Origin of the sequence: Mesorhizobium sp. KACC 23794, assembly GCF_052180275.1 — a bacterium.
GTDB lineage: Bacteria > Pseudomonadota > Alphaproteobacteria > Rhizobiales > Rhizobiaceae > Kumtagia.
Genome location: NZ_CP197465.1, coordinates 3,397,746 through 3,414,068, shown reverse-complemented (window position 1 = coordinate 3,414,068; position 16,323 = coordinate 3,397,746). Strand labels below are relative to the sequence as shown.

Below are 16,323 nucleotides of genomic sequence, written 5' to 3'. Positions count from 1 at the left end.
CGCGGCGGGCCGGGAGACGGAATGAGAGGTTTGCGGATCGGGTTCGGCGGTGTCGCCTTGCTGGCGTGGCTTGCCGTGCTCGTCCTCACGATGGCCGAACCGGTCGGGGCGAGCACACGGCTCTGCCGGCAGCTTGAGGCCGAACTGGTAAGCGCGGGCGATGGCGGGGGTGCGCGGGCCCGCAAATATGACGACGCGATTGCGCGGCAGCGCGAGCAGATCGCGATCGCCCGCGAACAGGCAAAGGACGCCGGCTGCGGTTTCGCACTGCTCGGCCGCAGCGTGCGGCAATGCGCAGCGCTGAATGCCACGATCGACCGCATGGGGCGCAACCTCGACGCGCTGCAGGACCAGCGCGGCAAGATGGCGGGCGGTGGCGGCGGAAAGCGCTCGCGCGCCAAGGTCCTGGCCGCGCTGGAAGCCAATGGCTGCCGCGACGAGGCGGTAGCGGAGCGCCCGAGAATGGATGAGCCGCTTGAGGCGCTGGCCGATCCTGATGACGACGGGCGCGCCAGGACGCCGCTGGAACTGATGCTGGAAGAAGGCGGGCCGGACGAGGCGCCGCAGGCCCGGGCGGGCGAATCCTACCAGACCATGTGCGTGCGTACTTGCGACGGCTATTTCTTCCCGATCTCCTATGCCTCGACGGTCGGCGATTTCGACCGCGACCAGAAGAATTGCGAGACCTCCTGCCCCGGCACCGACATGCAGGTGTTCTTCGGCCCGAGCGGCGTCGACGAGCCGGCCGGCATGGTGTCGACGGCGACCGGCCGGCATTATTCCGACTTGCCGACCGCCTTCCTGCACCAGCAGGCGTCGGTTCCGCAGCCGGTGGGCTGCAGTTGCAATCCCAAGAAGGATTTCAAGGTGATCGCCGGCACGCCGCCCCCGCCGGTGATGAGCCGGCCGGTCGAGCCGGTGGCGCCGCAAGGCAGCATGGATGGCGCGGCGCAGGACGGCAGCGCCGAAGGGCCGGCCCTGCCCTCGCCGCGGCCCGATCCTTCCGCCTCGCCGGCGGTGGCGAGCGTACCGGAGCCTGACGAGACGGTACCGCCCTTCGAGATGAAAACGCCGGACGTGCCGGAATCGAGCATCGTCTCGATCCCGCTGCCAAAGGCCGCCGAACCGAAGCCGCCTGCTGCAGTCCCGCCCGTTGCGGCCGTGCCGGATGCGCCGGTTCAGCCGGTCGAGCGGAAAGTCAGGGTCGTCGGGCCAGCGTTCCTTCCCGACCCAGAAGCGGCAGGAGTTCCGCAAGCTCCGGACCCGACGCCAGTCCGGTAAGCGCCAGCCTGAGCGGCACGAACAGCGGCTTGCCCTTGCGGCCCGTCGACTGGAACACGGTCTTCGTCCAGGCCTTCCAGGTCGCGCCATCCCATGGCTCTTCCGGCAGCAGGTCGAAAGCGGAGCGCAGGAAGTCGCGATCCTCGTCCGAGAATTCCGGCGTCGTCGCCGGACCGTCCTGCACAACGCGCCACCACGAGACTGCGGTGGCCACGGTGTCGATGTTGCCGCGCACCGCCAGCCAGAACGGCTCGGCCTTGTCGCCGGACACGCCGAGCACGGCCAGCCGGTCGCGTGCCTCGGCGAACGGCATCTGCTGCAGCAGCGTGCGGTTCAGCGTGACGAGATCGGCGGGGTCGAACTTTGCCGCCGACTTGGAGGCCGTATCCGGTTCGAAACGCTCGGCAAGCGCCGTCATGGTCGGCACCGCCGAAATGTTCTCCGAGGTGCCGGTCAGCACGGCCAGCGAGGCGACCGCCATCGGCTCGATGCCCTGCTCGCGCAGGCTGCCGATGGACAACGCGCCGGTGCGCTTCGACAAGCCCTCGCCCGTGGTCGTCGTGAGCAGATTGTGGTGGCCGAAGGCAGGCGGCTCGGCCCCAAGCGCGTGGAACAGCGCGATCTGCACGCCGGTGTTGGTGACGTGGTCGTCGCCGCGGATGACGTGGGTGATTCCCATCTCGATGTCGTCGACTACCGACGGCAGCGTGTAGAGATAGGTGCCGTCCTCGCGCACCAGCACCGGATCGGAGAGGGAAGCAAGGTCGACGGTCTCTTCGCCGCGCACGATGTCGGTCCAGGAGATCTCGGTGCGCACGGTCTTTTCCGGATCGCCGTCTTCATAATTGGGCAGCAGGAAGCGCCAATGCGCTTTCCGGCCTTCCGATTCGAAGGCCGCCATCTCGGCCGAGGTCAGCGCCAGCGCCTCGCGCCCGTAGACCGGCGGCAGCTTTCGCGACAGCCGCACTTTCCGACGCAGCTCAAGCTCTTCCGCCGTCTCGTAGCAGGGATAAAGTAGGCCTGCCGCTTTCAGCCGCTCCACCGCCTCATCGTAATGCTCGAAGCGGCGCGACTGGTAGTCGGTGGCATCGGGATAGATGCCCAGCCAATGCAGGTCGTAGAGGATGGCGTTGGCATATTCCTGCTTCGAGCGGGCGACGTCGGTGTCGTCGAAGCGCTGGATGAAACGGCCCTTGTGCTTCAGCGCGAACAGCCAGTTGAACAGCGCCGTGCGAGCGTTGCCGATATGGATGTTTCCCGTCGGTGACGGGGCGAAACGAACGGTAACGGTCATGGCGGCGGGTTAACGGAAGAAACGGGCCATTTCAAGTTCCGCGTGGTCGCAGACGGCATGGTGCACAACCGATCCTCCCGCCCGGCATATCTTCGGCTGGATCAAAAGCAAGCGCAACCTGACGCACTCCCCGCCCCGGCTTCGCGTTGCACGCTGCGCGCCGCCACGCTACATCCGCTGGCATGAGCACCGAGCCCGCCCCCGATGTCCTGCGCATCGCCGTCGCCCAGTTGAACCCGATCGTCGGCGACGTCGCCGGCAATCTCGCCAAGGCACGCGAGGCGCGCGCCGACGCCGCCCGCCAGGGCGCGGACCTCGTGCTCTACACGGAACTGTTCCTTGCCGGCTATCCGCCGGAGGATCTTGTCCTGAAGCCGGCCTTCCTGGCCGCCTGCGAAAAGGCGGCCAACGACTTCGCCGCCGACACGGCCGACGGTGGCCCGGGCGTGATCGTCGGCACCCCGCTGAAGCGCAAGAGCGGCACCCACAACTCGATCATCGTCGCCGATGGCGGAAAGATCATCGCCGAACGCTACAAGCTCGACCTGCCGAACTATGGCGAATTCGACGAGAAACGCGTGTTCCAGGCCGGTCCGCATATGCCGGGACCGGTGAATTTCCGCGGCGTGCGCCTCGGCATCCCGATCTGCGAGGATATTTGGGGCGAACTCGGCGTCTGCGAGACGCTGGCCGAATCGGGCGCAGAAATCCTGCTGGTGCCCAACGGCTCACCCTACTACCGCGCAAAAGTCGACGTGCGCCACCAGATCGTCCTCAAGCAGGTGATCGAGACCGGCCTGCCGATGCTCTACGCCAACCAGCTTGGCGGGCAGGACGAATTGATCTTCGACGGGGCCTCCTTCGCCATCAACGCCGACCATTCGCTGGCCTTCCAGATGAGCCAGTTAGAGGAGTTCGTCGCCATATCGACCTGGAAGCGGCAAGCGGCGGAAGGATCGGACCACGGCGTCTGGGCCTGCGTCGACGGGCCGATGTCGAAGATCCCGGAAAAGCAGGAGGCCGACTACCGCGCCTGCATGCTGGGCCTGCGCGACTACGTCAACAAGAACGGCTTCAAGAACGTCGTTCTCGGCCTGTCGGGCGGCATCGATTCGGCGATCTGCGCCGCGCTCGCCGTCGATGCGCTTGGCGAGGAACGCGTGCGCTGCGTGATGATGCCCTATCGCTACACGTCGAATGACTCGCTGAAAGACGCCGAGGACTGCGCCCGCATGCTCGGCTGCCGCTACGACATCGTGCCGATCTTCGAGCCGGTCGAAGGTTTTCTGCACGCACTGACTCAACTGTTCGAGGGCACGAAGGAAGGCATCACCGAGGAGAACCTGCAGAGCCGGGCGCGCGGCACCATCCTGATGGCGATCTCCAACAAGTTCGGCTCTATGGTGGTGACCACCGGCAACAAGTCGGAAATGTCGGTGGGTTACGCCACGCTCTATGGCGACATGAACGGCGGCTTCAACCCGATCAAGGACCTGTACAAGATGCAGGTCTACGCGCTGTCGGCCTGGCGCAATACGACCGTGCCGCCCGGCGCGCTCGGCCCTTCCGGCGAGGTGATCCCGCAGAACATCATCGACAAGGCGCCCTCGGCGGAACTGCGCGAGAACCAGACCGATCAGGATTCGCTGCCGCCCTACCCCGTGCTCGACGACATCCTCGAATGCCTGGTCGAGAACGAGATGGGCGTCGAGGAGATCGTTGCCCGCGGACACGACCGCGCCACGGTGACGCGCGTCGAGCACCTGCTCTACATCGCCGAATACAAGCGCCGGCAGGCAGCGCCGGGCGTGAAGATCACCCGCAAGAACTTCGGCCGCGACCGCCGCTATCCCATCACCAACAAGTTCCGGGACCGGAACTGACCGCGGCTGAAAGCACCATGGAAATCACGCACGATCCTGCCCAGCTGGATTTTGCCGCGACCTCGGCGTTGCTGAAGGCTACCTACTGGGGAGGCGAGCGCACCGACGAAGTCAACCGGCGCGCCTTTGCCAATTCCGTTTGCGCCGTGGCGCTGATCGACGGGCAGCAGGTGGGGTTCGCCCGCGCCTCGGGCGACCGCGCCGTGTTCGCACGGATCTCCGATGTGATCGTCTGGCCGGAGCATCGCGGCAAGGGCGTCGGCAAGGCGCTGCTGCGGGCGCTGCTGGACCATCCCGAATTCAGTTCGGTCTCGACCTGGATGCTGAACACGTCCGACGCGCACAAGCTCTATGCGCAGTTCGGTTTCCGCCCCATCACCGACGGCAACGAGATGCGGCTCGATCGCTGAGCAGCGTCGGGCGACCCGACGCCCAGCCGTGGACCAAGGCACTCCGGCCGGGAGCAACCGGCGCACCGTCGTCGCAGCGGAACGGCGATGCCCCTCAATCAGTCCGCCGCATCCTGCCTTATGCGCAGTGCGAGACAGAGCGTCAGCAGCAGGCCGGCCAGCAGCACCCCGAAGCCGGCTAACGGCGTCAGCAGCACCAGCACCGCGAAGACCGGCAACTGGAAGCTGCGAAAGCCGCCCCGGCGCGAGCGCCGGTCATGAGCGAACCAGACCGACAGCAGGTAGACCGCCGCCGGTATTGTCACCGACGCGCTGGCGACGGCAGCCGAGATCTCGGAATGATGCGTCGCCTGGTCGACGGCAATCGCTATGCCGGCACCCACGGCGGCGGCCGACGCGAAGATGAAATAATGCGAATAGCCCCAGAGGAAAGCGCCGCGCAGCGTGTCGAGCGCCGAGTGGTAATGTTCGCCGAAATAGATCCACCACATCGTGAACAGGATGAGGAAGGAACCGACCAGCACGGACCAGACGGCCGGGTTGGCGAAGGCCTCTCCGTCGATGGCGGAAATCGCCGCCGCCGCCGAGACCAGCGATTCGCCGAAGACGATGATGGTCAGGAGGCCGTAGCGCTCGATGATGTGATGGCGATGCCAGGGCGTCGGCACGCGCGCTTCGGCAAAGGCGGGCACCGCCATCTCGGCAAGCATCACCGGCAGGCCGGCCAGGATGAAATAGTCCCTCGGCACCAGCGTGAAGACGGCCAGCCAGGCGACCTGGCAGACCGCGATGCCCAGCGCGTAGCGGTAGGCGCAGGACGCGCCGTCCGGATTGGCGCGCGCCGCCCGCAGCCACAGCACGATCATGCTGAACCGCATGACGATGTAGCCGGCGAGCGGCAGGGGCGTGAGCGCGCCCTCCGAGAAATCCTTGACGCCGACCGCCGTCATGAGCGCGCCGACCATCTGCACGAAGACCAGGCAGCGGTAGATCACGTCGTCATTGTCATAGGCCGAGGCGAACCAGGTGAAATTCACCCAGGGCCACCACAACGCCCAGAAGACAAACAGATAGATGACCACGCCCTGGCCGACATGGTTTTCGTTGACGGCGTGGTGCAGCCCGGCGGCGGCAGCCGCTACCGCGATGACCAGCACGAGGTCGTAGAGCAGTTCCAGCGGCGTCGCCGCGCGGTGATGCTCAGCCGGGTCGCGCGCCACCAGGCGCCTGATCATCCCATGCGAACCCGTATGCCCTGCCGTCATCGCGCCCTTCTCCGACCTGCCCAGTTAGTCGGATTGGTAGCGTCAAGGATGCGAGGCGGCAATGCGTCCAGCAAATCATCCCACCAGGCACGATGCCGAAGCTCGCAAATGGCATCAGGCGCACAAAGGCAGCAGTTCTGAAAATTGCGGAAACCGTCCCGACCCGACCTGCAATCCTAACTGACGCAGATCAAAGATTAAATCGTTACCGCCATCGGTCGCTTGGCAATCCTGCCCGGTAGGGTCAATTTATTCGTCCTTATCTTCCAACTACAAAAATATATAATAGACGCCTAAGATTTTTTATTTCCCAAAAGATCAATTCGACCTTATTGGTATTCCGCGCCTAAGAGACATTAAGTTGATAATATCCTGAAGGTTAATCCGATTTGATTTCTCCATTGACAGCTTTTATGGTAATGTCTCCGTAGGCAAGCGATTTTCAGGCTTGCGTGAGGGCACGCGTTTCTCGCGCATATCCCCTCTGATGTTGACCTCGTTTGGTCCCAAGAACCGGCAGTAGTCCGGTCGTGATACTCAAATGCACAGCGGCCACAGCGGGCCTGAAATTCCGCCGCGGCAACGATTCCGTTCGGCTGAGCCTCGCTGATGACTGCGTCAGCTCAAGGAGGTATTTATGGCTATTATCAATGGCGACAATCTCGCCAACGTTCTGTTCGGCACCAATTTGGCCGACACCATTAGTGGCCTGGGGGGCGACGACATCATCGTCGCGCTCAACGGCAATGACACCCTCGATGGTGGGCTCGGCGCCGACACCATGATCGGCGGCCTCGGCAACGATCTCTACGTCGTCGACAATGTCGGCGATAGAATCGCGGAGAATGTCAACGAGGGTATCGACACCATCCTGAGCTCGATCAGCATCAGCCTTAGCGTGGCAGGCAGATTCGATGTCGAAAACCTGACGCTGACCGGAACTGCGATCACCGGCATCGGCAACGCCCTTAACAATATCATCAGTGGCAACGCGTCGAACAATTCGCTGAGCGGTCTCGCTGGAAACGACAGCCTCTTCGGCCAGGCCGGCAACGACAATTTGTTCGGCGGCGACGGCAATGACTTCCTCAATGGTGGGCTCGGCGCCGACAAGATGACCGGCGGCACCGGAAACGACACCTATGTATTCGACAATGTCGGCGACGAACTCTCTGAACTGGCCGCCGGGGGTACTGATACCGTTCAGAGTTCCATAAGCCTGAGCCTGAGCGATCCGGATCGGCTGCAGGTCGAGAACCTTACCTTGACCGGCACCGCGATCACCGGCATCGGCAATGCCCTGAACAACATCATCAACGGCAACGCGTCGAACAACACGCTGAGCGGGCTCGCCGGAATCGACAGGCTGTTCGGCCAAGGCGGCAACGACAACCTGTTCGGCGGTGACGGCAACGATTTGCTCAACGGCGGAACTGGCACTGACACGATGACCGGCGGCGCTGGAAACGACACCTATGTCGTCGACAATGCCGGCGACGTCGTTACCGAAGCGGCAGCCGCCGGAACAGACACGATCCAAAGTTCGATCACCTTGAGCCTGAACGTCGCCGGACGTTTCGACGTTGAGAATCTTACATTGACCGGAGCGGCCGCCATCAGCGGCTTCGGAAATGCGCTCAATAATGTCATAATTGGCAACGCCGCCAACAACACGCTGAGCGGCGCGGATGGCAACGACAGCCTCTTCGGCCAGGGCGGCAACGACAGCCTTTTCGGCGGCGTCGGTAACGACCTACTCAGCGGCGGCACCGAAAACGACTTCCACAGCGGGAGTACTGGCAACGACACCATTGCGACCGGGACCGGCATCGACACGGTTCTCTTCGATACCGCGCTGGGGGCCGGTAACGTCGACACTATAACTGACTTCGCCCCGCTCACCGACACAATCCAGTTGGAGAACGCGGTCTTCACGGCCCTGCCCGCAGGCGTGCTCGCGGCCGCCGCCTTCCGGATTGGTGCGGCAGCCTTGGACGCCACGGACCGAGTGATCTACAACGCGGCAACCGGCGCGCTCTTCTACGATGCGGACGGCACCGGCGCGGCTGCGCAGGCGCAATTCGCGACGGTCGGTGTCGGTCTTGCGATGACCAATGCGGATTTCGTCGTCGTCTGACCGCAAAGCGATTTCGACAGAGCGCGAATGCTTTCGACGAGAGCATGCAGGGAGCCCCGAAACGGGCTCCCTTTGCATCTGGCAGCCCGGCCGGAACCTGGAGCGTCGAAGGCTTATGCCTGGATTAACCCTCCGCGGCCGGCCTGCTCCCCCTCACCTCGTCGACGATCCCCCACGCCTTCGCCTCTTCCGCCGTCATGAAGAAATCGCGATCGAGCGTGCGCTCCACTTCCTCGACGGTACGGCCGCAGTGTTTTGCGTAAAGGCTGGTCATGTGGCGCTTCACTTTCATGATGTCAGCCGCATGGCGCTCGATGTCGGAGGCCTGGCCCTGGAAGCCGCCTAGCGGCTGATGCACCAGGACGCTGGCGTTGGGCAGCGCGACGCGGCGGCCGGGCTCTCCGGCCATCAGCAGGAACGAGCCCATGGAGCGCGCGGTGCCCATGCACAGCGTCGCCACCGGGCATTTGATGAACTGCATCGTATCGTAGATGGCGAAGCCGCTGGTCACCACGCCGCCCGGCGAGTTGATGTAGAAGGAAATTTCCTTCTTCGGGTCCTCGGCCTCCAGGAACAGCATCTGCGCGCAGATCAGCGCCGACGAATTGTCGTCGACCACGCCGTTGAGAAAGATGATCCGCTCGCGCAGCAGCCGCGAAAAAATGTCGAACGACCGCTCGCCGCGCGGCGACTGTTCGACGACCATGGGGACGAGTTGCATCGTGGCGCTCATGGCGCGATCCTCCGTTGGGTATGGTTGGATGTCTGCTGCTAGGCGGCGAGCGCCATCGGCCTGTTGCCGTTGGCGGCGGCGGGCCGCATGGCCGGCGGGCGATGCGTCAGCCGGAACCAGGTGTTTTGCGGGCCGCGCGGCGCGATCTCGACGGTGACGAAACTGTCACCCGGCGAATCCGGCGAGCCGCCGCGCCAGCGATAGGTCAGCCGCGAAAAGGGTGTTGCGTCGACGATCTCGAAGCTGGTGGCCGAGTCATCTTCACTATTCCTGCTGCCGGCAGGCATGGCGCCCAGCCAGTCGGCGGCAAGTTCCGGGACGGACAGCGCCCGCCAGACCCGTTCGGCGGGCGCGTCGAGGCCGCATTCGACGACAATCTCGCCATCCTTGCCGACACTGCTTTCGCTCATTGGTCCATCTCCTTGAGCAGGTCCTTCAGCCGGTCGACGCGCGCCGGCCAGAAGGCGCGGTGGCGTTCGATCCAGCCCAGCAGCGGCTCCAGCCCCTGCGGCTCGACGCTGTAGTTCACATGCCGTCCTTCGCGCCGTTCGCGGATCAACCCGGCGCCGCGCAGCACGGCCAGATGCTGCGAGATCGCAGGTTGCGACACGCCAAAGCCTTCGCGCAGTTCGGTCGCGTTCTTCTCGCCCGCCGCCAGCCGCTCGAACACGGCGCGGCGGGTCGGATCGGAAAGCGCGCGAAACACATCCGTCTCGTTCATGGCGAACAGATAAGCAGATACTTATCTCAATGACAAGAGGCTGCCTGCGGGACTGTCGATTGGTCCAGACGAAATCGCTTCTATGATCCCGCGGGCGGGCAGCCTATCAGGGCAAGAGACCCTTCTCCGGCAAACTCATGGTTTTCCTCGCCTTCCTCCGCGACAATGCGCGCTGGCTTGCCGGCGGGTTCTTGCTCACCTTCTTCTCGACCGTAGGGCAGACCACCTTCATCTCGCTGTCGTCCGGCAACATCCGCGCCGAGTATGGCCTGTCGCATGGCGAGTTCGGCACGATCTACATGGTGGCGACGCTGGCCAGCGCGCTGACGCTCCCGCGGCTGGGGACCATCGTCGACCGCTACAGCGTAAGGCAGGTGACGCTGTTCGTCGTGCCGATGCTGGCGCTGGCGGCGGTCATGATGGCGTTTTCTCACCATGTGGCGGTGCTGCTAGCCGCCATCTACCTGCTGCGCCTGTTCGGCCAGGGCATGATGGTCCACAACGCCTATACGGCGATCGCCCGCTGGTTCGCCGCTCAGCGCGGCCGAGCGCTGTCCATCATCATCATCGGCCACAATGCCGGTGACGCTGGATTTCCCATGGCCTTCGTGGCGCTTGCCGCGGCGATCGGCTGGCGCAACGGCTGGCTGGTGGCCGCGGCACTGCTGCTGATCGTGGCGCTGCCGGCGGCGGTGACTCTGGTCTCTGTCAACCGGACGCCACGCAGCACCGACCCCGCGCCGCGCATCGTCGAAGCACGCGACTGGACGCGCGCTGAAGTGATCCGCGACCCGGTGTTCTACATGGCGCTGCTTGGCGTCGCCGCGCCGAGTTTCATCGTCACCACGGTGTTCTTCCACCAGGTCTATCTGGTCGAGCTGCGCGGCTGGTCGCTTGGCGTCTTCGCCTCGGCCTTCGTGCTGATGGCGGCCATCAACACCGGCTTCACGCTGGTTTCCGGCCAGTTGATCGACCGCTATTCCGGCGTAAGGCTGCTGCCCTTCGTACTCTTGCCGCTGGGTCTCGCCTGCTTCGTGCTCGGCGGCGTCGAGGCGCAATGGAGCGCCTTCGCCTTCATGGCGCTGATCGGCATGTCCAACGGCCTGTCGACCACCCTGTTCGGCGCGGTATGGCCGGAGATCTACGGTTTGAAACATCTAGGCTCGATCCGCTCGCTGATCGTCTCGGCCTCGGTGCTGGCTTCCGCCGCCGGACCGGGCTTGAGCGGCGCCCTGATCGACGCCGGCGTCAGCTATCCCGCGCAGATCGTGGCGATGGGCGTCTATTGCCTGGCGACGTCGCTGGTGCTGTGGCGGGCCTCGACAATCGCGCGCGGTCGAGCCTGCGCCGGCTGAGCGGTCCGGTCATTCGCCCGCATATTCGCCGAGTTGCTCCGGCGAGCGGTTTTCGCCGATCGACATGGCGAGAATGCGTGAAATGTGTTTTCGCGGCAGGCCGGTCTCGGAAACCCAGGCATTGACCTGGTCCTGAATCCTCTGGAGGTCCTTCTTCGATGTTGGGGTTTCGGCAATCTCGAGCCCAGCGTCGCGCAGCGCCGCCGTCATGTCCGAAGAGATGACGAAGGCGTCCCAGCCGATCCAGCGCAGGAGATATTGCCCGGTGTTGCCGCCCAGCCGGCTGCCATGCTTGCCGAAGAACGCCATCAGTCCGACCTGGTCGTCGGCCGGCCATTCCGCCACGAATTTTCCGAAGCCGCCATGCTCGCGCGACACGCGCTCGACGAAGGCCGCGTTCTCCTTGACCGAGCGGATCTTCTGCGGGTTGCGCACGATGCGGCTGTCTGAGGCCAGTTCGTGCCAGAAATCGTCCGGCTGGAAAAGCAACCGCTTCGGCTCGAAATGCAGGAAGGCCTCCTCGAACCCCGGCCATTTCTGCTCGATGACGCGCCAGACGAAACCGGCCGCGAAGACGCGCTCGGCGATCGCCGACAGGATGCGGTCGTCCGGCACCTTCGCCACGTCGCGATTGTCGGGTACGGCGCCCAAGAGCTTTTCGAGAACCGCCGCCCCGCCCTTGCGTTTTTCAGCCCTTGCGCGAATTGCCGCGAAATCCGCCATTCTGCTAATCCTCCATGACGACGCCGCGTCACAACCTATATACAAGCCCGCTTGTCCAGCCGAATACAGCCGCCGTCCGACGGAGTGTGCCATGCAGAAATCCCTCGCCGAGATCGCCAGGCGCTGGCTGACGCGCAAACCAGAAAGCCTGAGCGAGACGGAGAAGGGCGTGCTGCAGAGCGCCATCGACCGCCGCACGATATCGCGCGACATCAACGCCGTCCACGAGCACGGCATGTCGACCGGCGACAGGATCGCCGACTCGATCGCCCGCGTCGGCGGCTCGTGGAGCTTCATCATCACCTTCCTCGTTTTCCTGGCCATATGGACGATCGGCAACACCGTCCTGCTGTCGGTCGAGGCGTTTGATCCCTACCCTTTCATCTTCCTCAATCTGGTGCTGTCGATGATCGCGGCGCTGCAGGCACCGGTGATCATGATGTCGCAGAACCGGCAGAGCGAACGCGACCGCATCGACGCCGCGCATGACTATGAGGTGAATTTGAAGGCCGAAATCGAGATCATGGCGCTGCACGAAAAATTCGACGACATCAGGCACCAGGACATTCTGGTCATGCGCGAGGAGATGGCCACGCTGCGCGCCGTACTGGAACGGATCGAGAGCCGCCTCCCCGAGACTGGCCGCCCGGCATGAGCGACACGATCCACCTCCTCATCGAGCGTTACGGCCTGATCGCCGTTTTTGCCGGTTGCCTGTTCGAGGGCGAGACCGCCGCGATCCTCGCCGGCTTCTTCGCCCACCAGTCAGTGTTCGTGCCTTGGCAAGCCTATCTGGCGACGTTCCTCGGCGCCTTCGGCGGCGACACGTTCTTCTTCCTGATGGGCCGGCGGTTCGCCGGCCACGCAATCGTGCGCCAGCTGATCGCCAAGCCGGGCTTCAGCCATGCCCACGATTTCCTTCGGAACCATCCCAATCTGTTCATCTTCGTCAACCGCTACATCTACGGCATGCGGCTGTTCGGCGGGGTCGCGGCAGGACTTTCGGAGATCCCCTTCGGCCGCTTCGTCGCCATCAACATGCTGTCGTCGCTGCTGTGGGCGGCGATCTTCGGCGGCATGGGTTATTTCTTCGGGCTCGGCGCGGAAGCCCTGCTGGGCGAGACGATCCGGAAACACCATCGGCTGCTGATTGCGCTGGCGATCGGTATCGCGGTGCTGGTGTTCGGGCATTTCGCCGCACGCTGGGTGCTGCGAAGGCAGGAAAGACGAAACGCCTAGGAATGTCGCCGCGGTAGACCGGCGCGGCTTTCCAGCCCTTTGGCGGGATCGCTCACCGGCATCGGCCGATCAAACCGGCATTCCTGTGATGCGCTCGGCGAGCGTAAAACCCCAGACGCCGACGGCGAGCATGATGGCGATCAGCACGGCCAGCGAGCCGCAATCCTTGGCAAGCTGGATCTCGACATTGAACTCGCGCGAAAAGGCGTCGCAGGCGGCCTCGATGCCGGTGTTGAGCACCTCGACCATGATCAGCACGAGGATAGCGCCGATCAGCATGGCGTAACTCGTCCATGTCGTCGCAACGAACCAGCCGACCGGGATCGACACGACCAGCAGGCCAAGCTCCTGCTGGAATGCCTTCTCGGTGAGCGTCAGCCTGCGCAGCGCCCGCATCGAATTCCAGAAAGCGCTGATGATACGTTCCATAACCGAAAGACCTGCCCTGCCGATTGTTTCGACGAGGCTCTTAGCGAAAAGCGGCGCTTACTGGAACAGGTAGGAATCGTTGGCGAAGAAGCCGTGATCAGCGGAATCGTGGACCCGCCGGCCGCGAGCCCCGTCGCCCCCCGCGCCATAGGCGAAGAAGATCGGCATCAGGTGTTCGTCGGTCGGGTGGTTGTCCGCCGGAAACGGGGCGCGCTGTTTCCAGTCGAGCAGCGCTTCGGTATTGCCTTTCGACAGTTCATCCGCGAACCAGTCGGTAAACGCCTTGACCTTGCCGGGCAGCGCGGGGTCGGGCTCAGCGCCTTGGCGCATCACCGAAAAGAAGGCCCGCAGATTATGGGTGATGTGGCCCGAGCCGATCACCAGGATATCCTCGCCGCGCAGCGGCGCCAGTGCCCGGCCGACCGCATGATGCCAGGCGGCGTCGCGCGTCGGGTCGATAGAGACCTGCACGATGGGAATATCCGCATCGGGATAGGCGAGCTTAAGCGGCGTCCAGGTGCCATGGTCGTAGCCGCGCTTCTGGGCGCGGCTGGGCGACAATCCGGCCTCGCCGAGAAGACCGAACACGCGTTCAGCCAGCGTGGTATCGCCCGGCGCCGGATACACCATCTGGTAAAGCTCGGGCGCGAAGCCGCGGAAATCATAGATCATCTCGGGCGCGGCATCGGTGACGACCGCAACGCCGTCGGTCTCGAAATGCGCCGACGAAATGACGATCGCCTTCGGCCGTGGCAGCAGCGAAGACAGCCCTTCGAGATAATGGCGCGCCGGTGTGTCGGACAAGACGATGTTCGGCCCGCCATGCGAGATGAAAAGTGACGGCAAAGTGGTCATGAGCACGGCCTCCTGATTCTGTTCTAGACCGGATAGGCCGCGGTCGCGAGCCGCCAATGCCGCGACGCTGCGTTCAGCAATCGTGGACGGGCGATCATCCCTGTGCGGGTTCGTCTGCTGCCCCCGGTTCGTCCGGCCACCATTGCGCATGGACGGGAAGACCATCGTCGATGGCGTAATAGTCGCCCTTGTCGGCCGCGAAGATGTGCATCAACCCGTCGAGCCCGGTCGGCTTGTCGAAGGCCCCGGCGAGGATGGAGACCGTGTCGCCGCCTTCCTGCCTCCAGAACAGCGCCGCGCCGCAGATGCGGCAGAAGCCGCGCAGTGCCTGCGGCGATCCGGCATACCAGGTGATGGCGTCCTCGCCGTCGATCTCAAGCCTCGACGCCTCGACGCTGGTCGCGGCGAAGAAATGGCCCGACTGCTTGCGGCACTGCGAGCAGTGGCAATAGACGATGCCGCGCAAGATGCCGGCGGTGCGGAAACGCACCGCGCCGCAATTGCACGAGCCGGTGTGGGTGTCGGTCATGACGGCCTCTTCGACGGTTCGTTTGCCCATCCGCGCAGCCTCGCATCGTTCGGCCAGTTCTCGCCGGCTTGAATGCGACATTGCTCGCGCCGACCTGCCACAAAGGCGACACCAGTATTCGGCGGACGAGGCAAGACCTTGAAAGATTTTGCAAAGTCGCCGCCGACCTCACCGTAATTAAGGAAACATTAGAAGGAACTCTGCAATCTTAGACATATCGGGATGCGAGTATGACGCTCGCGTCCCCGCTTCTGCCGGGCAGCCGCCTGCCCCGGACCGACATGAATGCCGGTCCAGAAAAACAGGCCGGGCCAGCCGGCACCGCGCGCGTTGGAGTAGTCGTATATGCAGCCGGCGGTAGCTCCCGCGGAGAAGTCGAACGACATCGCCATGAGCGTCGTCACGACGATGCGGCAGATGGGCGTGATGGGTCTGCCGCGCAACTACGAGATATTCTACGAGGCGCTGACCGGTTCCAATCATGAACTGACGCTGGAGGTTGTGTCGCTGAGCCACCGGCCGTCGCAGGAAGAGCTGGACCGCATCGGCCGAAAATTCTTCGCGCAGAACCACGAGCATTCGATCGTCGAGACGGCGCGCGAGACGCTCGCCAAGGAACTGGAAGACGTCGCCCGCCTGCTGCGCAGCGAGCGCTCCCATATCGAGAAATATGGCGAGGTGCTGACCGAGACATCCGAGGGATTGACCAGCCGGCACACGATGAGCCGCGAGTTGCTGCAGAGGATTGTCGGCGTGATGAGCGTCGCGACCACCTCCACCATCGACCATGGCAGGCAGGTGGCAAGCACCCTGAGCGAAAAGTCGGCGGAACTCGAGACCGTCAAGTCGGCGCTGGAGAAATACAAGATCCTCGCCGACACCGACCCGCTGACGCACATCTGGAACCGGCGCGCTTTCGACCGGCGTATCGCCGAGGTCTACAACGATCGCAGGGGCGTGATGTTCGGCGCGCTGGTGCTGGCCGACATCGACCGTTTCAAGGAGATCAACGACCGCTTCGGCCATCCGGTGGGCGACAAGATCATCCAGCTGGTCGCCGAGATCCTGCGCGGCAACCTGCATATCGACATGTTCGTGGCGCGCACCGGCGGCGAGGAGTTTGCGCTGATCCTGGAAGGCGCCGGCGAGCAGGCCACATTCGACCTGGCCGACGGACTGCGCACGCTGGTCGAGCAGACGCTGTTCTCGTCGCCGACCGGCATCAATTACGGCCCGGTGACGATATCGATGGGCATCTGCATGGCGTCGGAGGCCGACGGTCCCGACGATCTGTATTCGAAGGCCGACCGGGCGCTCTACCGCTCGAAGATCACCGGCCGCAACCGCGTGACCAAATTCTCGACGGTGCAGGACCGCCCGCTGAAGAGCTGGCTGCTTTACAAGAAGGATTGAACGCCGCCGCTTGTCGGGTGGGGTGAGGTTGTGGTGCGTCCTTCGAGGCTCGCCCG

The 16,323-nt window shown here is 64.2% G+C and carries 17 protein-coding genes; 8 read left to right on the top strand and 9 right to left on the bottom strand.

Features of this window, described 5'->3' with window-relative positions; translation table 11 throughout:
• The first annotated feature begins 21 nt into the window (after nt 1–21).
• On the top strand, nt 22–1,281 hold the full coding sequence (locus ACSBOB_RS16655) for a DUF2865 domain-containing protein (RefSeq protein WP_442583491.1): 1,260 nt from the start codon (nt 22–24) through the stop codon (nt 1,279–1,281).
• Here the strand turns inward: ACSBOB_RS16655 and gltX are convergent.
• On the bottom strand, nt 1,199–2,575 hold the full coding sequence (gene gltX, locus ACSBOB_RS16650) for a glutamate--tRNA ligase (protein ID WP_442583490.1): 1,377 nt from the start codon (nt 2,573–2,575) through the stop codon (nt 1,199–1,201). The genes ACSBOB_RS16655 and gltX overlap by 83 nt on opposite strands.
• Before the next feature lie 182 nt (nt 2,576–2,757).
• On the opposite strand from gltX, the gene ACSBOB_RS16645 reads away from it, so the two are divergent.
• Both ACSBOB_RS16645 and ACSBOB_RS16640 read left to right on the top strand, forming a co-directional pair.
• Entirely contained in the window at nt 2,758–4,458 is a 1,701-nt protein-coding gene (locus ACSBOB_RS16645) for an NAD+ synthase (protein WP_442583489.1), read from the top strand.
• 17 nt (nt 4,459–4,475) lie between these two features.
• On the top strand, nt 4,476–4,868 hold the full coding sequence (locus tag ACSBOB_RS16640; RefSeq protein ID WP_442583488.1) for a GNAT family N-acetyltransferase: 393 nt from the start codon (nt 4,476–4,478) through the stop codon (nt 4,866–4,868).
• Between the two features lie 98 nt (nt 4,869–4,966).
• Here ACSBOB_RS16640 and ACSBOB_RS16635 read toward each other — a convergent pair whose 3' ends face one another.
• Nucleotides 4,967–6,133: a low temperature requirement protein A gene (locus tag ACSBOB_RS16635; RefSeq protein WP_442583487.1), complete on the bottom strand. Its 1,167-nt coding sequence runs from the start codon at nt 6,131–6,133 to the stop codon at nt 4,967–4,969.
• A 637-nt stretch (nt 6,134–6,770) separates the two neighbouring features.
• On the opposite strand from ACSBOB_RS16635, the gene ACSBOB_RS16630 reads away from it, so the two are divergent.
• Complete coding sequence (locus ACSBOB_RS16630) at nt 6,771–8,270, top strand: calcium-binding protein (RefSeq protein ID WP_442583486.1); 1,500 nt, start codon at nt 6,771–6,773, stop codon at nt 8,268–8,270.
• A 124-nt stretch (nt 8,271–8,394) separates the two neighbouring features.
• Here the strand turns inward: ACSBOB_RS16630 and ACSBOB_RS16625 are convergent, their stop codons facing one another.
• Genes ACSBOB_RS16625 through ACSBOB_RS16615 form a run of 3 tightly spaced genes read right to left on the bottom strand, consistent with a single transcriptional unit; the run spans nt 8,395 to nt 9,724 of the window.
• Nucleotides 8,395–9,003: an ATP-dependent Clp protease proteolytic subunit gene (locus ACSBOB_RS16625; protein ID WP_442583485.1), complete on the bottom strand. Its 609-nt coding sequence runs from the start codon at nt 9,001–9,003 to the stop codon at nt 8,395–8,397.
• Nucleotides 9,004–9,041: 38 nt separating this feature from the next.
• Nucleotides 9,042–9,413 (bottom strand): SRPBCC family protein, encoded by a 372-nt coding sequence (locus ACSBOB_RS16620; protein WP_442583484.1) that lies wholly within the window; start codon nt 9,411–9,413, stop codon nt 9,042–9,044.
• A complete protein-coding gene (locus ACSBOB_RS16615) occupies nt 9,410–9,724 on the bottom strand; it encodes an ArsR/SmtB family transcription factor (RefSeq protein ID WP_442583483.1) in 315 nt (104 codons plus the stop codon). Before ACSBOB_RS16615 ends, ACSBOB_RS16620 begins: the two co-directional genes overlap by 4 nt.
• A 137-nt stretch (nt 9,725–9,861) precedes the next feature.
• Between ACSBOB_RS16615 and ACSBOB_RS16610 the strand changes: the two genes are divergently transcribed.
• A complete protein-coding gene (locus ACSBOB_RS16610; RefSeq protein WP_442583482.1) occupies nt 9,862–11,079 on the top strand; it encodes an MFS transporter in 1,218 nt (405 codons plus the stop codon).
• Nucleotides 11,080–11,088: 9 nt separating this feature from the next.
• Here ACSBOB_RS16610 and ACSBOB_RS16605 read toward each other — a convergent pair whose 3' ends face one another.
• On the bottom strand, nt 11,089–11,802 hold the full coding sequence (locus ACSBOB_RS16605) for a DNA-3-methyladenine glycosylase I (RefSeq protein ID WP_442583481.1): 714 nt from the start codon (nt 11,800–11,802) through the stop codon (nt 11,089–11,091).
• A gap of 91 nt (nt 11,803–11,893) precedes the next feature.
• Here ACSBOB_RS16605 and ACSBOB_RS16600 point away from each other — a divergent pair, with 91 nt between their 5' ends.
• Together ACSBOB_RS16600 and ACSBOB_RS16595 are read left to right on the top strand one after the other, a co-directional pair.
• On the top strand, nt 11,894–12,457 hold the full coding sequence (locus ACSBOB_RS16600; RefSeq protein ID WP_442583480.1) for a DUF1003 domain-containing protein: 564 nt from the start codon (nt 11,894–11,896) through the stop codon (nt 12,455–12,457).
• The gene (locus ACSBOB_RS16595) at nt 12,454–13,041 is read left to right on the top strand and encodes a DedA family protein (RefSeq protein WP_442583479.1); all 588 of its coding nucleotides are present in this window, start codon (nt 12,454–12,456) and stop codon (nt 13,039–13,041) included. The genes ACSBOB_RS16600 and ACSBOB_RS16595 overlap by 4 nt, the downstream gene beginning before the upstream one ends.
• Before the next feature lie 69 nt (nt 13,042–13,110).
• Here the strand turns inward: ACSBOB_RS16595 and ACSBOB_RS16590 are convergent, their stop codons facing one another.
• The 3 genes from ACSBOB_RS16590 to ACSBOB_RS16580 form a co-directional block, all read right to left on the bottom strand.
• Nucleotides 13,111–13,470, bottom strand: a complete 360-nt coding sequence (locus ACSBOB_RS16590; protein ID WP_442583478.1) for a diacylglycerol kinase — start codon at nt 13,468–13,470, stop codon at nt 13,111–13,113.
• 57 nt (nt 13,471–13,527) lie between these two features.
• Complete coding sequence (locus ACSBOB_RS16585) at nt 13,528–14,325, bottom strand: DODA-type extradiol aromatic ring-opening family dioxygenase (protein ID WP_442583477.1); 798 nt, start codon at nt 14,323–14,325, stop codon at nt 13,528–13,530.
• Between the two features lie 94 nt (nt 14,326–14,419).
• Nucleotides 14,420–14,854: a GFA family protein gene (locus tag ACSBOB_RS16580; protein ID WP_442583751.1), complete on the bottom strand. Its 435-nt coding sequence runs from the start codon at nt 14,852–14,854 to the stop codon at nt 14,420–14,422.
• 345 nt (nt 14,855–15,199) lie between these two features.
• Here ACSBOB_RS16580 and ACSBOB_RS16575 point away from each other — a divergent pair, with 345 nt between their 5' ends.
• Nucleotides 15,200–16,267 carry a diguanylate cyclase domain-containing protein gene (locus ACSBOB_RS16575; protein WP_442583476.1) on the top strand — a complete coding sequence of 356 codons (1,068 nt, stop codon included), beginning with the start codon at nt 15,200–15,202 and terminating at the stop codon, nt 16,265–16,267.
• Nucleotides 16,268–16,323: the final 56 nt, after the last annotated feature.